This is a genomic window from Caulobacter rhizosphaerae (assembly GCF_010977555.1).
In the GTDB taxonomy this organism is placed as follows: domain Bacteria; phylum Pseudomonadota; class Alphaproteobacteria; order Caulobacterales; family Caulobacteraceae; genus Caulobacter; species Caulobacter rhizosphaerae.
The window spans coordinates 4,584,776-4,601,304 of sequence record NZ_CP048815.1 but is presented as its reverse complement, the minus strand read 5'-3'; the positions used below and the strand labels follow the sequence as shown (position 1 = coordinate 4,601,304).

At 69.4% G+C, this 16,529-nt stretch carries 21 protein-coding genes; 14 read left to right on the top strand and 7 right to left on the bottom strand.

Annotated features, from left to right (window positions below; all coding sequences use genetic code 11):
• The first annotated feature begins 27 nt into the window (after positions 1-27).
• Positions 28-1,287: a flagella assembly cyclic-di-GMP phosphodiesterase TipF gene (gene tipF / locus G3M57_RS21015; protein WP_056751609.1), complete on the top strand. Its 1,260-nt coding sequence runs from the start codon at positions 28-30 to the stop codon at positions 1,285-1,287.
• Positions 1,288-1,354: 67 nt separating this feature from the next.
• Positions 1,355-1,894: a hypothetical protein gene (locus G3M57_RS21010; RefSeq protein WP_163232772.1), complete on the top strand. Its 540-nt coding sequence runs from the start codon at positions 1,355-1,357 to the stop codon at positions 1,892-1,894.
• Here G3M57_RS21010 and G3M57_RS21005 read toward each other — a convergent pair.
• Positions 1,891-2,298: a hypothetical protein gene (locus G3M57_RS21005; RefSeq protein WP_163232770.1), complete on the bottom strand. Its 408-nt coding sequence runs from the start codon at positions 2,296-2,298 to the stop codon at positions 1,891-1,893. The genes G3M57_RS21010 and G3M57_RS21005 overlap by 4 nt on opposite strands.
• Positions 2,299-2,394: 96 nt before the next feature.
• On the opposite strand from G3M57_RS21005, the gene G3M57_RS21000 reads away from it, so the two are divergent.
• The gene (locus G3M57_RS21000) at positions 2,395-2,862 is read left to right on the top strand and encodes a GNAT family N-acetyltransferase (RefSeq protein ID WP_163232768.1); all 468 of its coding nucleotides are present in this window, start codon (positions 2,395-2,397) and stop codon (positions 2,860-2,862) included.
• Positions 2,863-3,086: 224 nt separating this feature from the next.
• Here the strand turns inward: G3M57_RS21000 and G3M57_RS20995 are convergent, their stop codons facing one another.
• Together G3M57_RS20995 and G3M57_RS20990 are read right to left on the bottom strand one after the other, a co-directional pair.
• Positions 3,087-3,431 (bottom strand): DUF8200 family protein, encoded by a 345-nt coding sequence (locus tag G3M57_RS20995; protein ID WP_163232765.1) that lies wholly within the window; start codon positions 3,429-3,431, stop codon positions 3,087-3,089.
• Between the two features lie 76 nt (positions 3,432-3,507).
• Positions 3,508-4,131: a glutathione S-transferase C-terminal domain-containing protein gene (locus G3M57_RS20990; protein ID WP_163232763.1), complete on the bottom strand. Its 624-nt coding sequence runs from the start codon at positions 4,129-4,131 to the stop codon at positions 3,508-3,510.
• Positions 4,132-4,235: 104 nt separating this feature from the next.
• Here G3M57_RS20990 and G3M57_RS20985 point away from each other — a divergent pair, with 104 nt between their 5' ends.
• Complete coding sequence (locus G3M57_RS20985; protein ID WP_056761037.1) at positions 4,236-4,868, top strand: TetR/AcrR family transcriptional regulator; 633 nt, start codon at positions 4,236-4,238, stop codon at positions 4,866-4,868.
• Here G3M57_RS20985 and G3M57_RS20980 read toward each other — a convergent pair.
• Positions 4,865-5,056, bottom strand: a complete 192-nt coding sequence (locus G3M57_RS20980; RefSeq protein ID WP_163232761.1) for a hypothetical protein — start codon at positions 5,054-5,056, stop codon at positions 4,865-4,867. The genes G3M57_RS20985 and G3M57_RS20980 overlap by 4 nt on opposite strands.
• A 36-nt stretch (positions 5,057-5,092) precedes the next feature.
• Here G3M57_RS20980 and G3M57_RS20975 point away from each other — a divergent pair, with 36 nt between their 5' ends.
• A complete protein-coding gene (locus G3M57_RS20975; RefSeq protein ID WP_163232759.1) occupies positions 5,093-5,818 on the top strand; it encodes a methylated-DNA--[protein]-cysteine S-methyltransferase in 726 nt (241 codons plus the stop codon).
• The gene (locus G3M57_RS20970; protein ID WP_163232757.1) at positions 5,815-6,501 is read left to right on the top strand and encodes a 2OG-Fe(II) oxygenase; all 687 of its coding nucleotides are present in this window, start codon (positions 5,815-5,817) and stop codon (positions 6,499-6,501) included. The genes G3M57_RS20975 and G3M57_RS20970 overlap by 4 nt, the downstream gene beginning before the upstream one ends.
• Before the next feature lie 189 nt (positions 6,502-6,690).
• Here the strand turns inward: G3M57_RS20970 and G3M57_RS20965 are convergent, their stop codons facing one another.
• Positions 6,691-7,731, bottom strand: coding sequence for an NAD(P)-dependent alcohol dehydrogenase (locus tag G3M57_RS20965; RefSeq protein ID WP_163232755.1), 1,041 nt, complete (start codon positions 7,729-7,731; stop codon positions 6,691-6,693).
• A 212-nt stretch (positions 7,732-7,943) separates the two neighbouring features.
• Between G3M57_RS20965 and G3M57_RS20960 the strand changes: the two genes are divergently transcribed.
• The 6 genes from G3M57_RS20960 (at position 7,944) to feoB (ending at position 13,390) form a co-directional block, all read left to right on the top strand.
• Positions 7,944-8,804: a TIGR01459 family HAD-type hydrolase gene (locus G3M57_RS20960; RefSeq protein ID WP_163232753.1), complete on the top strand. Its 861-nt coding sequence runs from the start codon at positions 7,944-7,946 to the stop codon at positions 8,802-8,804.
• Between the two features lie 40 nt (positions 8,805-8,844).
• Positions 8,845-9,270, top strand: a complete 426-nt coding sequence (locus tag G3M57_RS20955) for a MaoC family dehydratase (protein ID WP_056761054.1) — start codon at positions 8,845-8,847, stop codon at positions 9,268-9,270.
• A gap of 199 nt (positions 9,271-9,469) precedes the next feature.
• The gene (locus G3M57_RS20950) at positions 9,470-10,411 is read left to right on the top strand and encodes a bifunctional riboflavin kinase/FAD synthetase (protein ID WP_163232752.1); all 942 of its coding nucleotides are present in this window, start codon (positions 9,470-9,472) and stop codon (positions 10,409-10,411) included.
• A gap of 262 nt (positions 10,412-10,673) precedes the next feature.
• Entirely contained in the window at positions 10,674-10,925 is a 252-nt protein-coding gene (locus G3M57_RS20945; protein WP_230983885.1) for a hypothetical protein, read from the top strand.
• 259 nt (positions 10,926-11,184) lie between these two features.
• Positions 11,185-11,508: a FeoA family protein gene (locus tag G3M57_RS20940; protein ID WP_188916236.1), complete on the top strand. Its 324-nt coding sequence runs from the start codon at positions 11,185-11,187 to the stop codon at positions 11,506-11,508.
• Positions 11,509-11,512: 4 nt separating this feature from the next.
• Positions 11,513-13,390: a ferrous iron transport protein B gene (gene feoB / locus G3M57_RS20935; RefSeq protein ID WP_056761060.1), complete on the top strand. Its 1,878-nt coding sequence runs from the start codon at positions 11,513-11,515 to the stop codon at positions 13,388-13,390.
• 33 nt (positions 13,391-13,423) lie between these two features.
• Here the strand turns inward: feoB and G3M57_RS20930 are convergent, their stop codons facing one another.
• The gene (locus G3M57_RS20930) at positions 13,424-14,422 is read right to left on the bottom strand and encodes an alpha/beta fold hydrolase (RefSeq protein ID WP_163232750.1); all 999 of its coding nucleotides are present in this window, start codon (positions 14,420-14,422) and stop codon (positions 13,424-13,426) included.
• A 443-nt stretch (positions 14,423-14,865) separates the two neighbouring features.
• Here G3M57_RS20930 and G3M57_RS20925 point away from each other — a divergent pair, with 443 nt between their 5' ends.
• Entirely contained in the window at positions 14,866-15,138 is a 273-nt protein-coding gene (locus G3M57_RS20925) for a hypothetical protein (RefSeq protein WP_056761064.1), read from the top strand.
• Between the two features lie 78 nt (positions 15,139-15,216).
• On the top strand, positions 15,217-15,531 hold the full coding sequence (locus G3M57_RS20920; RefSeq protein ID WP_230983884.1) for a type II toxin-antitoxin system VapC family toxin: 315 nt from the start codon (positions 15,217-15,219) through the stop codon (positions 15,529-15,531).
• Here the strand turns inward: G3M57_RS20920 and G3M57_RS20915 are convergent.
• Positions 15,498-16,376, bottom strand: a complete 879-nt coding sequence (locus tag G3M57_RS20915) for a 3-hydroxybutyryl-CoA dehydrogenase (RefSeq protein WP_056761067.1) — start codon at positions 16,374-16,376, stop codon at positions 15,498-15,500. The genes G3M57_RS20920 and G3M57_RS20915 overlap by 34 nt on opposite strands.
• Positions 16,377-16,529 lie beyond the last annotated feature (153 nt).

The following is a 16,529-nucleotide window of genomic DNA, read 5'->3' as shown; positions in this document are numbered from 1 at the left end:
GAGCTTGACGATTCGTAGGGAACTCGAATGCGAAGGCTGATGCTGGCGCTGCTGACCGGCGCCTATCTCTGTCTGGCCTTGGTGGTCTCCCTCGCCCTGTGGCGGATGGGAGCCGCGCCGGCCGTCGGCCTGGCCGCCTTCATCGGCGCCATGGGCCTGTGCTTCGCCATCCACGGCGTGATCGCCAATGTCCTGCAGGGCGCGGCCCTGCGCGTCGACATCGAGACCATCCGCGAGGCCCACGGCATCCTGCTGGAGCAGGTCGAGAAGGTCGACGCCCGCATCAGCGGCCTGCTGGAGACCGTCGCCGACGACGCCCAGCGCCGGTCGGCCGAGCTGACCAGCGAGGTCCATCAGCTGGAAGACCTGGTCGTGCGCATGAGCCAGCGCCTGGAGCACCAGCTGAGCTACCAGGTCGAGGTGGCCCGCGCCGAGCCGCGCGGCCGCTCGCCCCAGTCCAACGCGCTGATCGAGGTGGTGCAGGACGCCCTGGCCGAGAACCGGGTCGACCTCTACCTGCAGCCGGTGGTCAGCCTGCCCCAGCGGCGGACCGTGTTCTACGAGAGCTTCTCGCGCCTGCGCGACGACACCGGCCGGATCATGATGCCGGCCGAGTACTTGGCCGTGGCCGAGCCCGAGGGCCTGACCGCCGCGATCGACAACCTGCTGCTGTTCCGCTGCGTGCAGATCGTCCGCCGCCTGGCCAAGCAGGACCGCAAGGTCGGGATCTTCTGCAACATCTCGCTGGCCAGCCTGTCGGACGAAGCGTTCTTCGCCCAATTCCTGGAGTTCCTGCAGGTCAACAAGGACCTGCACGGGGCCCTGATCTTCGAGCTGGGCCAGGCCGCCTTCAACGACCGCGGCCCGGTCGAGGCCCGCCACATGGCGCGGCTGGCCAGCCTGGGCTTCCGCTTCAGCCTGGACAAGGTCACCGACCTGGACCTGGACTTCCAGGACCTGGCCCGGGCCGACGTCAAGTTCCTGAAGGTCGGCGCCCAGATGATGCTGGACCAACTGGAAGAGCAGGACGGCAAGCTGGTCATCGCCTCGCTGCCCGACCTGAACGCCGAGGACTTCGCCGGCCTGACCCGCCGCTACGGCATCGAGGTGATCGCCGAAAAGGTCGAGCACGAGCGCCAGGTGGTCGACGTGCTGGAGCTCGACATCGGCTACGCCCAGGGCCACCTGTTCGGCGAGCCCCGCGCCATCCGCGACTCGATCATCGCCGAGGCCGATCCCCCCCAGGACTTCATGCGCGGCGCTCTGCGACGCGGGATGGGGCGGTAAGCTTCGCCCATTTGACCGGCCCCGCCGAGACGCCCTAAGGTTGTTCACGACCAAGGGGGACATCGTCATGCAAGCTGGACCACCGCCCGCCTCGACGCCGCCTATTTCCTCGCCCCCTACGGCGCCGGCCCCCAGCACCGTCAAGGGCGCCAGCGCCACCATGACGGTCGCCGCCAGCGACCTGCGGCTGGTCCTGACCAAGGCCCGGCGGGCAGAAAGCGCCATGGTCCGCCACCAGGTGTTCCTGCGCTACGACGTCGACCGCAAGGTTCCCGACGGCGCCGACCCGCGGGCGGCGCAGTGCGGCTGGCGGCTGCGGGCCTATCTGCAGCGGTCGCTCTGCTTTTCGTCGATGACCGGCCTGCTGGGCTGCACCGACCCGGTGTCGGAGGAGCTGCCCACCGGCGAGAGCGGCGCGGCTGATCAGGGGACGGATCCCGCCACCATCCCGTGCGACCTCGGCTTCCCACCCGCCCGCGAGGCCCGCGACCGGGTGATCGCCGCCGTCAAGGCCGACGCCCAGGCCCGGTTCGACGAGGACTACGCCCTGAACATCAAGCCGCAGCTGCTGGCCTCGGGCGTCAAGATCGCCAAGCCGAAGTCCTAGACCCCGCTCGACGCGGGTTTGGGCGCGGGGCCGGGCGCGGGGGTGGTCTTCATCGAGGCGTCGGCCGATGCGCCGCCCCATTTCGCGCCGCTGGAGAACTCGAAAGCCACCCCGGCCTTGGCGGCGGCCTTGCCCAGGCCGACCAGTTCGCCGGCCGGCAGGCCTCCCGGCTTGGTGAAGGCGGCCCGTTCGCGGCCGTCGGCCAGCTTCTCAAGGTGCGCCTGAACCGGCGAGTCATGCAGCCTGTATTGGGTGATCAGCGCCTCGACCTTGTCGGGCGGGCCGGTCAGGACGACGCTGGTCGAGCTGGAGCCCGGCCCGCAGGCGACCAGGAGGCCCGACCCGGCGATCGCCAGAACGGCGAGGCCGGAACGGAACGTACGCCTGATGTCGAACCTGGCCATGTGGACCTCATGTGGAGCGGCGTCAGCCTGGACCGAAGCTGCGCCGCGAGCAACCCGGCGTTGCGGCCCGACGCTCCGGCCTCTAGAAACCCGCCCATGCTGATCGAAGCCACTGACGCCCATTTCGCCGCCCTGCTGGCTGGAGAGTCCCCTGACGGCCTGGCCGTCGCCGAGGGCGGGGTGGAGGCGCCGGAGGTGCTGGCCATGCTGCGTGGCCTGTCCGCCCAGGTCGGCGAGAGCTTCCACCCCAACGCCTGGATGATCGTCGAGGACGGCGAGGTGGTGGGCCTGACCTCTCTGGTCCGCACGCCCTATGTCGGCGATACGGTGATGATCGGCTACGGCGTCGCCGCCTCGCGCCGCCAGCGCGGGATCGCCCGGCGGGCGGTGGCCGACCTGCTGGCCTGGGCGCGGGGCGACCACCGCGTCAAAACCGTCACCGCCGAGACCTCGATCCACAACGGCCCCTCGCAGCGGGTGCTGGAGGCCAACGGCTTCGAACGCACCGGCGAGCGAACGGACGAGGAGGATGGCGAGCTGTTCTGCTGGTCGGTGGGGGTTTAGCCCACGTCCGTCATCCTCGGACTTGTTCCGAGGACCCCTGCTTCAACCGCGAAGAAGGCTGATCCGTGGGGCGGCGAGATCGCGGCCCCAACCCAACCGACGGCTCAGCGGGCCGAGGGGTCCTCGGAACAAGTCCGAGGATGACGAGCGTTGGAGATGGCGGCCGGAAAAGTTGGGGACAGGCGCGAGCGCCCGTCCCCAAGGTCCTCCTCCGAGGTCGGAGCTCAGTGGGCGGCGGCGACTTCGGACGCCGCCGGGGTCTTGGCGACCTGCACCGGGTTGCAGTCCGCCAGTTGCGCTTCGGACAGGGTCACGCCGCGATAGCCGAAGCTGGTGATCGGCCCCAGCTCGCGCGCCAGGCGCTTGCAGCTGCGCAGGGGCGGCAGCGACTTGACCTGCGTCGAGCGGCAGGTGTCGCCCTCGCAGCGCCAGACCGCGCCGTCGAACACGACATGGTGTTGGGTGGTGGGCGCGCTGAGCGTCAGCCAGCCGTTCTGGGCCTTGGTTTCGGCCATGGCGGGGCCGCCCGTCGCGGCGAGGGCCGCGACGGCGATGATGAAGCTACGCATGATTTATCTCCTGGGGAGGAAGAAGCGGGGGGCGGCTGGGGACAGGCCCATGGGCCTGTCCCCGTTCAGGTCTCGGCTAGGCCGCGGCCTTGAACAGGGTGAATTCCTCGTCGAAGGCCCGCGCCACCGAGGGCCGGGTCTGCAGGCGGTCGCGATAGGCGGTCAGGGCCGGATAGGGCGTGAAGTCCAGGGCCAGGTAGCGGGCCCAGGTCAGCATCACGAACAGATAGGCGTCGGCGACGCTGAACCGGCCCTGCAGGAACTCGCGGCCCTTCAGGTGGGCGTCGAGATGGGCCAGGCGCTCGACCAGCCGCTCGCGGGCGAAGGCCTTGGCGCCGTCCGGAGCGTTGGAATTCAGCAGGGCGGTGAAGGCGCCGACGTGCAGCTCCGAACCGATGAAGCCGAGCCAGCTCTGCACCTTGCGGCGCTCGACGCCGTCGGGCGGGATCAGGCCGGCGGCCGGGAAGCGGTCGGCGATGTACTGCAGGATCACGGGGTTCTCGACGATCAGCTCGCCGTCGTCGGTGCGCAGCACGGGCACCTGGCCCAGGGCGTTGACGGTCAGGAACTCGGTCCCGTCCTCCACCCGCTTGGGCCGGGCCTTGGTGTCGACCTTCAGGAAACGGATGTCGGCGCCCGCCTCATAGGCCGCGATCCGCGTCGCCATCGAGCAGGCCATCGGTGAAAAGTAGAGATCCATCGAACCCTCCATTGCATTTCCGTACTGTTTCGCATAAAAATAACGACGGTCAAGGAATAAAATGCGAAACGGTACAAAAAATAGAATTCGGCCAGGAGAGTCCGATGTCCGATAACGCCGTGAAACGCCGGGGCAGGCCCCGCGCCTACGATCCGGAAGTGGCCCTGGCCAAGGCCACGGACATCTTCTGGGCCCAAGGCTTCGCGGGCGCCTCGCTGGACGACCTGAGCGCGGCGACGGGCATGAACCGGCCCAGCCTGTACGGGGCGTTCGGCGACAAGCAGGCGCTCTTCAAGTCCGCGCTGGATCACTACATGGACAGCTCGCGGGCGGCGATGACCCAGGCGTTCCGCGGCGGCGGCTCGCTGCGCGAGGTCCTGACGCGGATCTACCACACGGCCCTGGGCTTCTACCTGTCGGACGACGCGGGCGGGCGAGGCTGTTTCCTGGCCAGCGCGGGCCTGGGCCAGGCGCTGATCGACGAAGAGGTGCGCCAGATCGTCGCCGACGGCATGCACGAGCTGGACCGGGGTATCGAAGGCCTGATGACGCGCCGTCAGGCCAGGGGCGAGCTTCCGCCGACGGTCGACCCCGTGGCGCTCGGCCGCGTGGCCAGCATGCTGATGAACGCCCTGTCGGTCCGCGCCCGGGCCGGCGAGACGCGCGAACAGCTGGAGGCCACGATCCCGGTCATGGTCGACCTGGTCTGCGGACCGGCGGGGACCGCGGACGGTTAAGGCGGGACCCGCGCCCATGAGCCGCCCTCGTCCTTCGACAGGCTCAGGATGAGGGCTACTTTGATGCGGCGGTTGAATTCGAATTCCTCATCCTGAGCTTGTCGAAGGACGGGGAATTCGCGCCAGGGCGCCCAGTATCCGCGGCGCAAAACCAGAACAGCAAGCATCGGAATGACGTCCCAGGTCATGGCGCGCATGCTCCTTTTCACGAAAGGAGACCGACCATGACCGCTTCTCAAGCTTCCACCGACGACGCGCGCTGGGAGGCCATGCGCCGCCGCGACCGCGACCTCGACGGCGCCTTCTTCATCGCCGTGCGCACCACCGGCGTCTATTGCCTGGCCAGCTGCGCCGGGCGGCCGCTGCGCAAGAACGTCGAATTCCACGACACCCGCGAGAGCGCCCGGGCCGCCGGCTTCCGCCCCTGCCTGCGCTGCAAGCCCGACCAGCCGCGCGAGACCCTGCGCTGGGCCACGGTTCCGACGACCCTCGGCCTGGCCCTGGTCGCCCGCTCGGAGGCTGGCCTGCGGCTGGTGACCCTGGGCGACGACCAGGCCGTACTGGTCCGCGACCTGGAACGCCGTTTCCGCTCGGCTCGGCTGACGCCCGACCCGGCCGGGCTGGAGGCCGAGCTCCGCGCCGTGGCGGCGGAGATCGACGGCCGGGGCGCGGCGCTGGACCTGCCGCTGGACGCTCGGGGCACGCCCCTGCAGCAGGCGGTCTGGGCGGCGCTGCGGGCGATCCCGGCCGGGACCACCGCCTCCTATGCCGAGGTGGCGCGGGCCATCGGCCGTCCGACCGCCGCCCGGGCCGTGGCCCAGGCCTGCGGAGCCAATCCGCTGGCGGTGCTCACCCCCTGCCATCGGGTGGTGCGGGCCGACGGCGGGCTGTCGGGCTATCGCTGGGGCGTCGAGCGCAAGGCCAGGCTGTTGGCGCGCGAGGCGGCATGAGCCTGGACTGGTCGCGCATCGTCGCCGAGCTCGACGCCCAGGGCTGGGCCCTGACCGGGCCGCTGCTGAAGCCCGAAACCTGCCAGCGGATCGCCGGCCTCTACGACCAGGAGGCCGGCTTTCGCAGCCGGGTGGTGATGGCCCGCCACGGCTTCGGCCAGGGCGAATACAAGTACTTCAGCTATCCCTTGCCCGACCCGGTGCAGAGGCTGCGCCAGGGGCTGTACGGGCCATTGGCCGCCGTCGCCAACCGCTGGATGCAGGCGCTGGGCGAGGAGCGGCGGTTTCCGGAAGAGCTGGACGACATGCTGGCCCGCTGCCACGCGGCGGGCCAGGCGCGGCCCACGCCGCTGCTGCTGACCTATGGCCCGGGCGACTACAACTGCCTGCACCAGGACCTCTACGGCGAGCACGTCTTCCCGCTGCAGGCCGCCTTCCTGCTGGACGAGCCTGGCCGCGACTTCGAGGGCGGCGAGTTCGTGCTGGTGGAGCAGCGCCCCCGCCAGCAGTCGCGGCCGCAGGTCGTGCCGCTGAAGCAGGGGGAGGGGGTGATCTTCGCGGTCCGTGACCGGCCCGCCACCGGCGCGCGCGGCGTCCACCGGCGGGTGCTGCGCCACGGCGTCAGCACCGTGCGCGCGGGCCGGCGGCGGGTGCTGGGGGTGATCTTCCACGACGCGACGTGAGCTCCACCGCCGTCATCCTCGGACTTGTTCCGAGGACCCCTGCTTCAACCGCGAAGAAGGTTGGTCCGAGAAGCGGTGAGGCTGCGGCCTAGCTCCAAACGACAGCTCGGCGGAACGAGGGGTCCTCGGAACAAGTCCGAGGATGACGGGGACCAGGGGCACGCATACGTGTCCTGGTCCCCGAGCGCCCTACAGCGTGCTCATGTCGATCACGAACCGATACCGCACGTCGCTCTTCTGCATGCGGGCATAGGCCTGGTTGATCTGGTCGATGGCGATCGTCTCGATGTCGGCGACGATGCCGTGTTCACCGCAGAAGTCGAGCATCTCCTGGGTCTCCTTGATCGAGCCGATCATCGAACCGGCCAGGGTGCGGCGGCCGGGGATCAGGGCGAAGGCGTTCAGCGGCACGGGCTCTTCGGGCGCACCGACCAGCACCATGGTCCCGTCGACCTTCAGCAGGCTCAGATAAGCGCCCCAGTCGATCCCGGCCGACACCGTGCAGATGATCAGGTCGAAGGTTCCGGCCAGGGTCTCGAAGGTCTTCGGGTCGCTGGTGGCGTGGTAGTGGTCGGCGCCCATCTTGAGGCCGTCTTCCTGCTTGGACAGGGTCTGGCTCAGCACCGTCACCTCCGCGCCCAGGGCATGGGCCAGCTTGACGCCCATGTGGCCCAGGCCGCCCAGGCCGACGATGGCCACCGACTTGCCGGGGCCGGCGTTCCAGTGGCGCAGCGGCGAATAGAGGGTGATGCCGGCGCACAGCAGCGGCGCGGCGGCGTCCAGGGCCAGGTTGTCGGGGATCGACAGCACGTAGCCTTCCTTGACCACCATGTGGTCGGAATAGCCGCCGTAGGTCGGCAGATCGCTGCCCGGCTCGAAGCCGCTGTAGGTCAGGACCAGGCCGGGCATGTACTGCTCGCGGTCCAGGTCGCGGGCGGCGCAGGTGGTGCAGCTGTCGACGAAGCAGCCGACCCCGACGCGGTCGCCTTCCTTGAAGCGGCTGACCTTGGACCCGACGGCGGTGACGACGCCGGTGATCTCGTGGCCGGGCACGATCGGATAGACGCTCTGGCCCCAGCCGTTGTCGACCATGTGGATGTCGGAGTGGCAGACGCCGCAATGCTTGATGGCGATGACGACGTCGTCGTCATTGGGCTCGCGGCGGTCGAAGGTGAAGGGGGTCAGCGGGGCGGACGCGGTCGCGGCCGCGTAGCCTTTTGCGATGGCCATCGGATAGTCCTCGAAGGTTCAGGGGGAGATGAACGGGCGGGGGTGTGCCATGCGGAGCCCGTTGGGCGGTAGGCCGATCCTGCTCGCTTGATGCACGATCCTGCCAATCACGAGGTCGACGACCCGAAAGCTCTCCGCTGGCCCTCGCGCCGCCGCGTCCCTACATGCGCTAGCGTTGACGCGCCCGTCTCCGCCCGGTACCGCCCCTGTCCATGACCGACCTGCCCCCTGGCCTCTCCGCCCTTGCCGACCGCTATGACGTGCTGCTGTGCGACGTCTGGGGGGTGATCCACAACGGGGTCGAGAGCTTCCCGGAGGCCTGCCAGGCCCTGGTCGAATGGCGGGCCCGCCACGGGCCGGTGATCCTGATCTCCAACTCGCCGCGCCCGTCCGAGCACGTGGTCGAGCAGTTGGACCGCCTGGGCGTGCCGCGCGAGGCGTGGAGCGCCTTCGTCACCTCGGGCGACGCCACCCGCACCCTGCTGGCCGCCCGCGCCCCCGGCCCGGCCTGGATCGTCGGCCCCGACCGCGACATGCCGCTCTATGACGGCCTGGGCCTGGAGCCCGCCGGCCCCGAGGACGCGGCCTTCGTCGCCGTCACCGGCATGGTCGACGACGAGAACGAGGTCCCCGACGACTATCGCGACCGCCTGGCGATCGCCGCCGAGCGCGGCCTGACCCTGATCTGCGCCAATCCCGACCGGGTGGTGCAGCGCGGCTCGCGGCTGATCTATTGCGGCGGCTCGCTGGCCGACCTCTACGAGGTCCTGGGCGGCGAGGTGCTGATGGCCGGCAAGCCCTACAAGGCGATCTACGACCTGGCCCTGGCCGAGGCCGAGGCGCTGAAGGGCGGTCCGGTCGACCGCACGCGGGTGCTGTGCATCGGCGACGGGGTGATCACCGACGTCAAGGGCGCCCACGACCAGGGCCTGGCCTGCCTGTTCATCGCCAAGGGCATCCATGGCGAGCACGCCGTCGGTCCCGATGGTCGCCTGGACCCGGCCAAGGTCGAGGGCCTGCTGGCCGCCGAGCGGGTGGGCGCGACCCACGCCATGGCCGACCTGATCTGGTAGGACCGATCGTCAGCCACAGGAAGAAAAAGAAGGGGGCGTCATGCCGGGACTGTTTCTCGAGGATCTCAGCGTCGGCCAGTCGGCCGAGCTGGTCCGCGCCGTGGCCGAGGCCGACCTGGTCGCCTTCGCCGAGGTGACCGGCGACACCAACCCGGTGCACCTGGACGCCGACTACGCCGCGACCACCAGCTTCGGCGAGCGCATCGCCCACGGCATGCTGTCGGCCGGCTACATCTCGGCGGTGCTGGGCACGACCCTGCCCGGGCCAGGCGCGGTCTACCTGTCGCAGTCCCTGGCCTTCAAGCGGCCGGTGCGGATCGGCGACGAGGTCACGGCCCGCGCCACGGTGACGGCCATCGACGCGGCCAAGGCCCGGGTGACCCTGGCCACCACCTGCCTGGTGCGCGGCAAGGCCGTGGTCGACGGCGAGGCCGTGGTCCTGGTTCCGCGCCGGACGACCGCCTAAGGACGAAATGCTCAATGCCGAGTCACTCTTTCTCCGCTCATCCCGGCGAATGCCGGGACCCAGATCCCAAAGCGTCCGAGTGGGCTGGAAAAACTCGGCGTTCCTGGAGCCCGGCTCAAAGCCATTCCATCTGGGTCTCGGCATTCGCCGGGATGAGCGGATCGGGGTTTAATGGCCAACCCGGCGTAAGGACGTCCGCATGCCCCTGAAGACCATCCACGGCTGGAAGGACCTGCCCGAAGAGGATCGCGGCGCGGCCGTGGCCCTGGGCAATTTCGACGGCGTGCACCGCGGCCACCAGCAGGTGATCGCCCAGGCGGCGAAAGCGGCGCTGGCCGGCAGGACGTCGCTGGGCGTGGTCACCTTCGACCCGCACCCGCGCCGGCTGTTCCGTCCGACCGAGCCGGCCTTCAAGCTGATGACCCACAACCAGCAGGCCCGCGCGCTGGAGGCCCTGGGCGTGGACCGGCTGTACCTGCTGCCGTTCGACTTCGAGATGGCCAGCTTCGGCGACCGCGAGTTCGTCGAGAAGGTGCTGGTCGGTGGATTGGGCGTGAAGCACGTCGCCGTCGGTTTCGACATCTCGTTCGGCAGGGGCCGCACCGGCAGCGCCGACCTGATGAAGGCCTATGGCGAAGAGTACGGCTTCTCGGTCTCGGTGGCCGAGCCGGTCGCCAACCGCGAGGGCGAGAAGTTCTCCTCGACCGGCGTGCGCGACGCCCTGCGCGACGGCCATCCCGAGGGCGCGGCCCGGATCCTGGGCCGGCCGTTCGCGATCGAGGGCGTGGTCCGCCGCGGCCAGCAGCTGGGCCGTCAGCTGGGTTTCCCCACGGCCAATGTCGAGGTCGAGGACTATGTGGTGCCCAAGCTGGGCGTCTACGCCACCCGCACCCGTCTGCCCGACGGCCGCGAGGTGCCGGGCGTGGCCAACCTCGGCAACAACCCCACCACCGGCGAGGTCGAGACCCGGCTGGAGACCTGGCTGTTCGACTTCGACGAGGATCTCTACGGCCAGGTCATCGAGACCGACCTGATCGCCTTCCTGCGTCCCGAGCTGAAGTTCGACAGCATCGAGCTGCTGGTCGAGCAGGTGCTGCGCGACGAGGTCGCGGCCCGGGCGATCGTCGCGCCGGCGTTCTAGGGCGGGTCGACCGCCAGGAATCGTCCTCCCCCTCCAAACCTTCGCTCCAGAGCCCCAATTTCCCCGGTCTCGGCGCCTCAACAATGGTGGAGCCTACCTGTCCGTCCGCCAATGGGGGTCAATATTGTCGGGTATGCGACTTAATCAGGCATAACCTCGTCCTGGCTTGGGGAAATACGGATAACGCCGATCTTTCCCCATGGACGCAAGCCGCGACCGTCCCTACACTTTTAGCGTCAGTGTTGGAGGGGGAGGATTTCCGGTGCGGGCCGAGGTTCGAGCAAAAGATCTGTGGCGATCGGCGCGCCGCGCCAGCCGCCTGCTGCTGCCGCCCCGGCCGGCCCTGACCTCGCTGGAAGGCAAGATCCTGGCCTCGGCCTGGGCCCTGGCCGCCCTGACCACCCTCAGCGTCGCCCTGGCCCAGGGCGTGCGCATGTTCCTGTTCTCGGCCCTGGCCGTCCTGTTCGGCACGCTGGCGGCGCTATGGATGCTGGACGGCTTGGCGCGGCGGTAGGGACTCCCAAAATTCTCGCCATCCCGGAAGCGTCGCACAGGCTGTCCGGACCCCAGGGACTGGGCGAAGGCCTTGCGGCCGCCCCGGGTCCCTAGCGTCGCGAAAGCCCCCAGGTGGAGGGCGATCGCGCCAGCTGATCCGCGCCGGGGTCGAGCTCTCTTCGTTCGTGTCCGCCGCGCCGCGACATCGCGCCATCCAATCGCCGCATGACAGCGTGACCTTGGACTGATAATCGTTCGCAAGTTTTTCCGGTGCGACCATGTCCGACGCTCTCAGCCTAGCCCCAGACTTCACCGACATCCCCGCCTCGCGCGGGGCCGAGAGCCCGCTCAGCCAGGCCCGCAAGGGCCAGCGGGGGGTGATCGTGCGGGTCGGCGGCGAGACCGGGCGGTCGGAGTCGATCGATCCCGAGGAACTGGAGCGCCGGCTGCTGGAGATGGGCTTCGTCGAGGGCGCCGCGTTCGAGGTGCTGCACGAGGGCCTGTTCGGCCGCGACCCGATCGCCGTGCGCATCGACGACATGCGCGTGGCCCTGCGCCGCCGCGAGGCCGCCGCCGTCACCGTCCAGTTCGAAGAGGCCTGACGTCTTGACCGACACCGCCGTCTCGCGGCCCGCGCGCCTGGCGCTGGTCGGCAATCCCAATTCCGGCAAGACCGCCCTGTTCAACGCCCTGACCGGCAGCCGCCAGAAGGTCGCCAACTACGCCGGCGTCACCGTCGAGCGCAAGGAGGGCGTGCTGACCATGGCCAGCGGCCGCGGGGCCCACGTGCTGGACCTGCCGGGGACCTACAGCCTGCGGGCCCGCAGCCCCGACGAGGTGGTCACCCGCGACGCGGTGCTGGGCAAGCTGGCGGGCGAGGCCGCGCCCGACGTGCTGATCTGCGTGGCCGACGCCACCAACCTGCGGCTGGTGCTGCGGCTGGTGCTGGAGCTCAAGCAGGTGGGCCGGCCGTTCGTCCTGGCGCTCAACATGTTCGACATCGCCCAGCGCCAGGGCCTGCGGATCGACCTGGAGCGGCTGTCGGCCGAGATCGGCGCGCCGATCGTCACCACCGTGGCCACTCGCAAGCGCGGCCTGGAGGAGCTGGTCGCCAAGGCCGACGCGCTCTCCGTGAGCCATGCGGGCGAGCACGAGAACGTCTGGCGCGAGCCGACCGCCGCCGAGATCCGCGCCGCCCACCGCGAAGCCCAGCGCATCGTCAAGGCCTGCGTCCGCCCGCCCGAGCGACCGGACACCGTCACGGGCAAGGTCGACGCGGTGCTGCTGCACCCGGCCGCCGGCCTGCTGATCCTGGGCCTGCTGCTGTTCGTGATGTTCCAGGCGGTGTTCACCTGGGCCGAGCCGCTGATGGGCCTGATCGAGGCGGGCTTCGCGGCCCTGAGCGCCGGCGTCGCCGCCGTCCTGCCGCACGGTCTGTTCCAGAGCCTGATCACCGACGGCCTGATCGCCGGGGTGGGCAGCGTGCTGGTCTTCCTGCCGCAGATCGTGATCCTGTTCTTCTTCATCCTGGTGCTGGAAGACAGTGGCTACATGACCCGCGCGGCCTTCCTGATGGACAAGATCATGGGCGGGGCGGGCCTGCACGGCCGGGCGTTCATCCCCCTGCTCAGCAGCTTCGCCTGCGCCATTCCCGGCATCATGTCGACGCGGGTGATCGACAACAAGCACGACCGGCTGACCACCATCCTGGTCGCCCCGCTGATGACCTGTTCGGCGCGGATCCCGGTCTACACCCTGATCATCGCCGCCTTCATTCCGCACACCAAGGTCTGGGGCGTGCTCAGCCTGCCGGGCCTGGTGATGTTCGGCCTCTACGCCAGCGGCATCGTCAGCGCTCTCGTCGTGTCGTTCGTGATCCGCAAGATCTTTTGGCGCGGCACGGTCGAGCCGTTCATGATGGAGCTGCCGACCTACCGCTGGCCCGAGCCGCGCAACGTGCTGCTGAACCTGTGGACCCGGGCCCGGATCTTCATCGAGCGGGCCGGCCGCATCATCCTGCCGCTGATGGTGCTGGTCTGGGTGCTGTCGACCTTCCCCTATCCGCCGGCGGGCGCGACGGGACCGGCCATCGACTACAGCTTCGCCGGGCGGATCGGGCACTTCATCGCGCCCGTCATGCAGCCCATCGGCTTCAACTGGCAAATGACCGTCGCGCTGATCCCCGGTTTCGCGGCCCGCGAGGTGGCGGTGGCCGCCCTGGGCACCGTCTACGCCGTGGGCGGCGACGACGAGGCCGGCACCAACCTGGGCGTCCTGCTGTCGCACCAGTGGTCGCTGGCCACGGCCCTGTCGTTCCTGGCCTGGTACGTCTTCGCCCCGCAATGCGCCGCGACCCTGGGCGTGGTCAAGCGCGAGACCAACGGCTGGCTGTGGCCGACCGTGATGTTCCTCTACATGACCAGCCTGGCCTACCTGGCCTCGTTCATCGTCTACCACGTGGCCGTGGCGATGGGGGCGGGGTAGCAACCGCCGTCGTCAGCCGGGACAGGCTTCGACTCAGTTCCCCGCCTGGGCCAGCTGCAGCGCCGCCTGGTACTCGGCCGCGGTGATCGGCTTGGTCTTCAGGGTGAAGCGGTTGTCGGTCGTCCCCAGCAGGGCGCGGGTCGGGATCACGTGGCGGTCGATGCCGCCCTCCAGGGTCAGCACCGCGTCGCGCCAGAAGGCGTCCTGCTTGAAGTAGAAGCAGTGGGCCGTGGCCGGGTTGACCCGCTGGGCGAGGCTGAGGTCCAGGCCGTTGAACAGCGCGCTGCAGTCGACGTCGCAGAACGAGGCGGGCGCGTCGGCCGGCAGGCCCACCCGCCCGGCTCGCGGCGTCGGCTCGCCGTTCTTGAGGTCCGAGATCTTCAGCACGCTGTCGAAGCGGTTCGAATAGATCGTGGTCCGGCCGACATACTTGTTGAACCAGCGGCCGCCGTCCTGGTCGGCCGACAGGCTGCCCTGCGAGACGTCGCCGGCCACCAGCAGCAGCTGCGAGATCGACCAAGCCTTGGCGTTGGTCTTGACGTCCTGGTAGGCCCAGCTGAACGCCTGGCGCACCACGAAGGCCCCCATCGAATGGGCCATGAGGCTGACCCGCACCTGGCAGTCGGGCACGATGGCGCCGACGAACATCGCCAGAGCCGAGTCGATCAGGGCGTTGGCGCTGGCCCGGGCGTTGCTGCGGTCGGCGTAGTAGCCCAGGGTTTCGCCCAGGGACGGCCAGTCGTAGCTGACATAGACCCCGGTCCAGCCGTGAGCCGCCAGCTTGGCGCGGTTGTCGGCGTCGCCCTTCAGGGCGTCCTTGAAGCTGGTGTTGAAGCCGTGGACATAGAACAGCAGGTCGCCGCGGGGCAGGCCCTGCGGGGTCTTCTCGGTGAAGCTGTCCAGCACCGCCTTGCGCCAGGCGGTGGGGCTGAGCGCGGTCTGGGCGCCGTCGTCGCCGATCCTCAGGTAGCGGGCCGGACCGATCTTGCTGTCGTCGGCCTTGGCGCGAAGCGAAATCATGAACCCGGCCATGTCGCCCTCTCCCCGGTCTGGCTCTCGGCTCCACCCTAGCGCGAAGGGGGCGGGGAGTCTCGACGCCCCTCGATGGATTTAGGCCCTCAAGGCCGTGCCTGGTCCTCATCCTTCGACAGGCTCAGGATGAGGGCCATTGGCAGGCTCGGCAGTCGAAAACCTGATCCTGAGCTTGTCGAACGACGGGCTTCCGGCCCCTGGACCTGTGTCGATCCGCCTAGCCGGAGGGAAGGCCCCGCCAGCTGTGCGCCGCGACGACGCCCGGCCAGGTCGGGGCCTGGAACATGGTCAGGTGGATGGCCACGCCCAGGGTCAGCCACCAGGGCGTCAGCCAGCGGCCCTTGAGGCCGTCCTAGAGGATCAGCCCAACCAGCACCGCTTCGACGGTCCAGTAGCCGGCGGCAGGGCTTGGTTCTTGATATGTTCCATGCTAAGTTGCTGATATGACGATCCAAGTCGACATCGATGCGTCGGGCGCGCGCGATCAACTGCTCGCCCATATCGACGCGGGCGAGGAGGTCACGTTGGTCCGCGACGGCAAGGTCCTGGCGGTCGCGACGCCGGCCGGACCTTCGGAGAAACGCCAGCGCCAGCTCGGCGTCTGGGATCACCTGAATCTCGACCTGCCCGAAGGCCTTTTTATCGGACCCGATCCCGAAACCCTGGCGGCGGTCGACGGGCCCATCTTTCCATCCGACGATGAAGCTGCTGCCTGATACGCACGCCCTGATCTGGGCCTTGGCCCAGTCGCGCCGTCTGCCGCCGAGACTCGCCGCATTGCTGATGGACACGACGTGCTGGTCAGCGTCGCGTGCGCTTATGAGATCGAGTTCAAGCGATCGCGCAGCGCCGAACTCGGCCTCCTGCCGGCCGATATCGAGGACGCGGTGCGCCGGCTCGATTTCGCCTGGTTGCCTGTCGACGCACGCCACGCGGTGGTGGCGGGGCGGTTGCCGCGCCAGCACGGCGACCCTTTCGATCGACTGATCGCCGCCCAGGGACTCGTTGAGAACGCCACGGTGATCACCCGGGACCGCAACTTGTCGGCTACGGCGTCCCGACCCTCTGGTAGCCCCTACCGCGTCGGGACCGGGTGCTCGCCGCGGTAGTCGTAGAAGCCGCGGCCGGCCTTCTTGCCCAGCCAGCCGGCCTCGACATACTTCACCAGCAACGGGCAGGGACGGTACTTGCTGTCGGCCAGGCCCTCGTGCAGCACGTTCATGATGCTGAGCACGGTGTCCAGGCCGATGAAGTCGCCCAGCTCGAGCGGGCCCATCGGATGGTTGGCGCCCAGCTTCATGGCGGTGTCGATCGCGTCGACGGTGCCCACGCCCTCGTACAGGGTGTAGATCGCCTCGTTGATCATCGGCACCAGCACGCGGTTGACGATGAAGGCCGGGAAGTCCTCGGCGTTCGAGGTGATCTTGCCCAGCGACTTGGCGAAGGCCACGGCCCGCTCGTAGGTCGGCACGTCGGTGGCGATGCCGCGGATGATCTCGACCAGCTTCATCAGCGGGACCGGGTTCATGAAGTGCAGGCCGATGAACCGCTCCGGGCGGTCGGTGGCGCTGGCCAGCCGGGTGATCGAGATCGACGAGGTGTTGGAGGCCAGCAGGGTGTTCTCGCCCAGGTGCGGCTGGAGATTGCGGAAGATCGACTTCTTGATCTCCTCGTTCTCGGTCGCCGCCTCGATGGCCAGGTCGGTCGCGCCGACCAGGGCCAGGTCCTCGGCGGCGGTGATCCGCGCCAGGGCCGCGCTCATGGCCGACTCGTCGATGATGCCGCGATGCACCTGGCGGGCCAGGTTCTTCTCGATCAGGGCCAGGCCCGCCTCGATGCGCTCGCGCGAGACGTCATGCAGGCGCACGTCATAGCCACCGAGGGCGACGACATGAGCGATGCCCGACCCCATCTGGCCAGCGCCGATCACGCCGACCGTCTTGATATCCGTCATTCAGACAAGCCTTGCTATTGGGCCTTGCTCGCGGCGAGGACAGGCGTCGCGCGCTCGCCCCGGCGTTCATGCCCGCTTTTCTAGCACGAGCAACCCCACAGTCGCCAAGGCTTTGCTGCGACGCAGCGCAAACGGGCGGTGGAGCGGCTCTGG

What these genes read in the sequence shown, in the direction of transcription:
- tipF (WP_056751609.1), top strand. Translation starts at nt 28, where the DNA reads ATGCGAAGGCTGATGCTGGCGCTGCTGACCGGCGCCTATCTCTGTCTG.
- G3M57_RS21010 (WP_163232772.1), top strand. Translation starts at nt 1,355, where the DNA reads ATGCAAGCTGGACCACCGCCCGCCTCGACGCCGCCTATTTCCTCGCCC.
- G3M57_RS21005 (WP_163232770.1), bottom strand. Translation starts at nt 2,298, where the DNA reads ATGGCCAGGTTCGACATCAGGCGTACGTTCCGTTCCGGCCTCGCCGTT.
- G3M57_RS21000 (WP_163232768.1), top strand. Translation starts at nt 2,395, where the DNA reads ATGCTGATCGAAGCCACTGACGCCCATTTCGCCGCCCTGCTGGCTGGA.
- G3M57_RS20995 (WP_163232765.1), bottom strand. Translation starts at nt 3,431, where the DNA reads ATGCGTAGCTTCATCATCGCCGTCGCGGCCCTCGCCGCGACGGGCGGC.
- G3M57_RS20990 (WP_163232763.1), bottom strand. Translation starts at nt 4,131, where the DNA reads ATGGATCTCTACTTTTCACCGATGGCCTGCTCGATGGCGACGCGGATC.
- G3M57_RS20985 (WP_056761037.1), top strand. Translation starts at nt 4,236, where the DNA reads ATGTCCGATAACGCCGTGAAACGCCGGGGCAGGCCCCGCGCCTACGAT.
- G3M57_RS20980 (WP_163232761.1), bottom strand. Translation starts at nt 5,056, where the DNA reads ATGACCTGGGACGTCATTCCGATGCTTGCTGTTCTGGTTTTGCGCCGC.
- G3M57_RS20975 (WP_163232759.1), top strand. Translation starts at nt 5,093, where the DNA reads ATGACCGCTTCTCAAGCTTCCACCGACGACGCGCGCTGGGAGGCCATG.
- G3M57_RS20970 (WP_163232757.1), top strand. Translation starts at nt 5,815, where the DNA reads ATGAGCCTGGACTGGTCGCGCATCGTCGCCGAGCTCGACGCCCAGGGC.
- G3M57_RS20965 (WP_163232755.1), bottom strand. Translation starts at nt 7,731, where the DNA reads ATGGCCATCGCAAAAGGCTACGCGGCCGCGACCGCGTCCGCCCCGCTG.
- G3M57_RS20960 (WP_163232753.1), top strand. Translation starts at nt 7,944, where the DNA reads ATGACCGACCTGCCCCCTGGCCTCTCCGCCCTTGCCGACCGCTATGAC.
- G3M57_RS20955 (WP_056761054.1), top strand. Translation starts at nt 8,845, where the DNA reads ATGCCGGGACTGTTTCTCGAGGATCTCAGCGTCGGCCAGTCGGCCGAG.
- G3M57_RS20950 (WP_163232752.1), top strand. Translation starts at nt 9,470, where the DNA reads ATGCCCCTGAAGACCATCCACGGCTGGAAGGACCTGCCCGAAGAGGAT.
- G3M57_RS20940 (WP_188916236.1), top strand. Translation starts at nt 11,185, where the DNA reads ATGTCCGACGCTCTCAGCCTAGCCCCAGACTTCACCGACATCCCCGCC.
- G3M57_RS20930 (WP_163232750.1), bottom strand. Translation starts at nt 14,422, where the DNA reads ATGGCCGGGTTCATGATTTCGCTTCGCGCCAAGGCCGACGACAGCAAG.
- G3M57_RS20925 (WP_056761064.1), top strand. Translation starts at nt 14,866, where the DNA reads ATGACGATCCAAGTCGACATCGATGCGTCGGGCGCGCGCGATCAACTG.
- G3M57_RS20915 (WP_056761067.1), bottom strand. Translation starts at nt 16,376, where the DNA reads ATGACGGATATCAAGACGGTCGGCGTGATCGGCGCTGGCCAGATGGGG.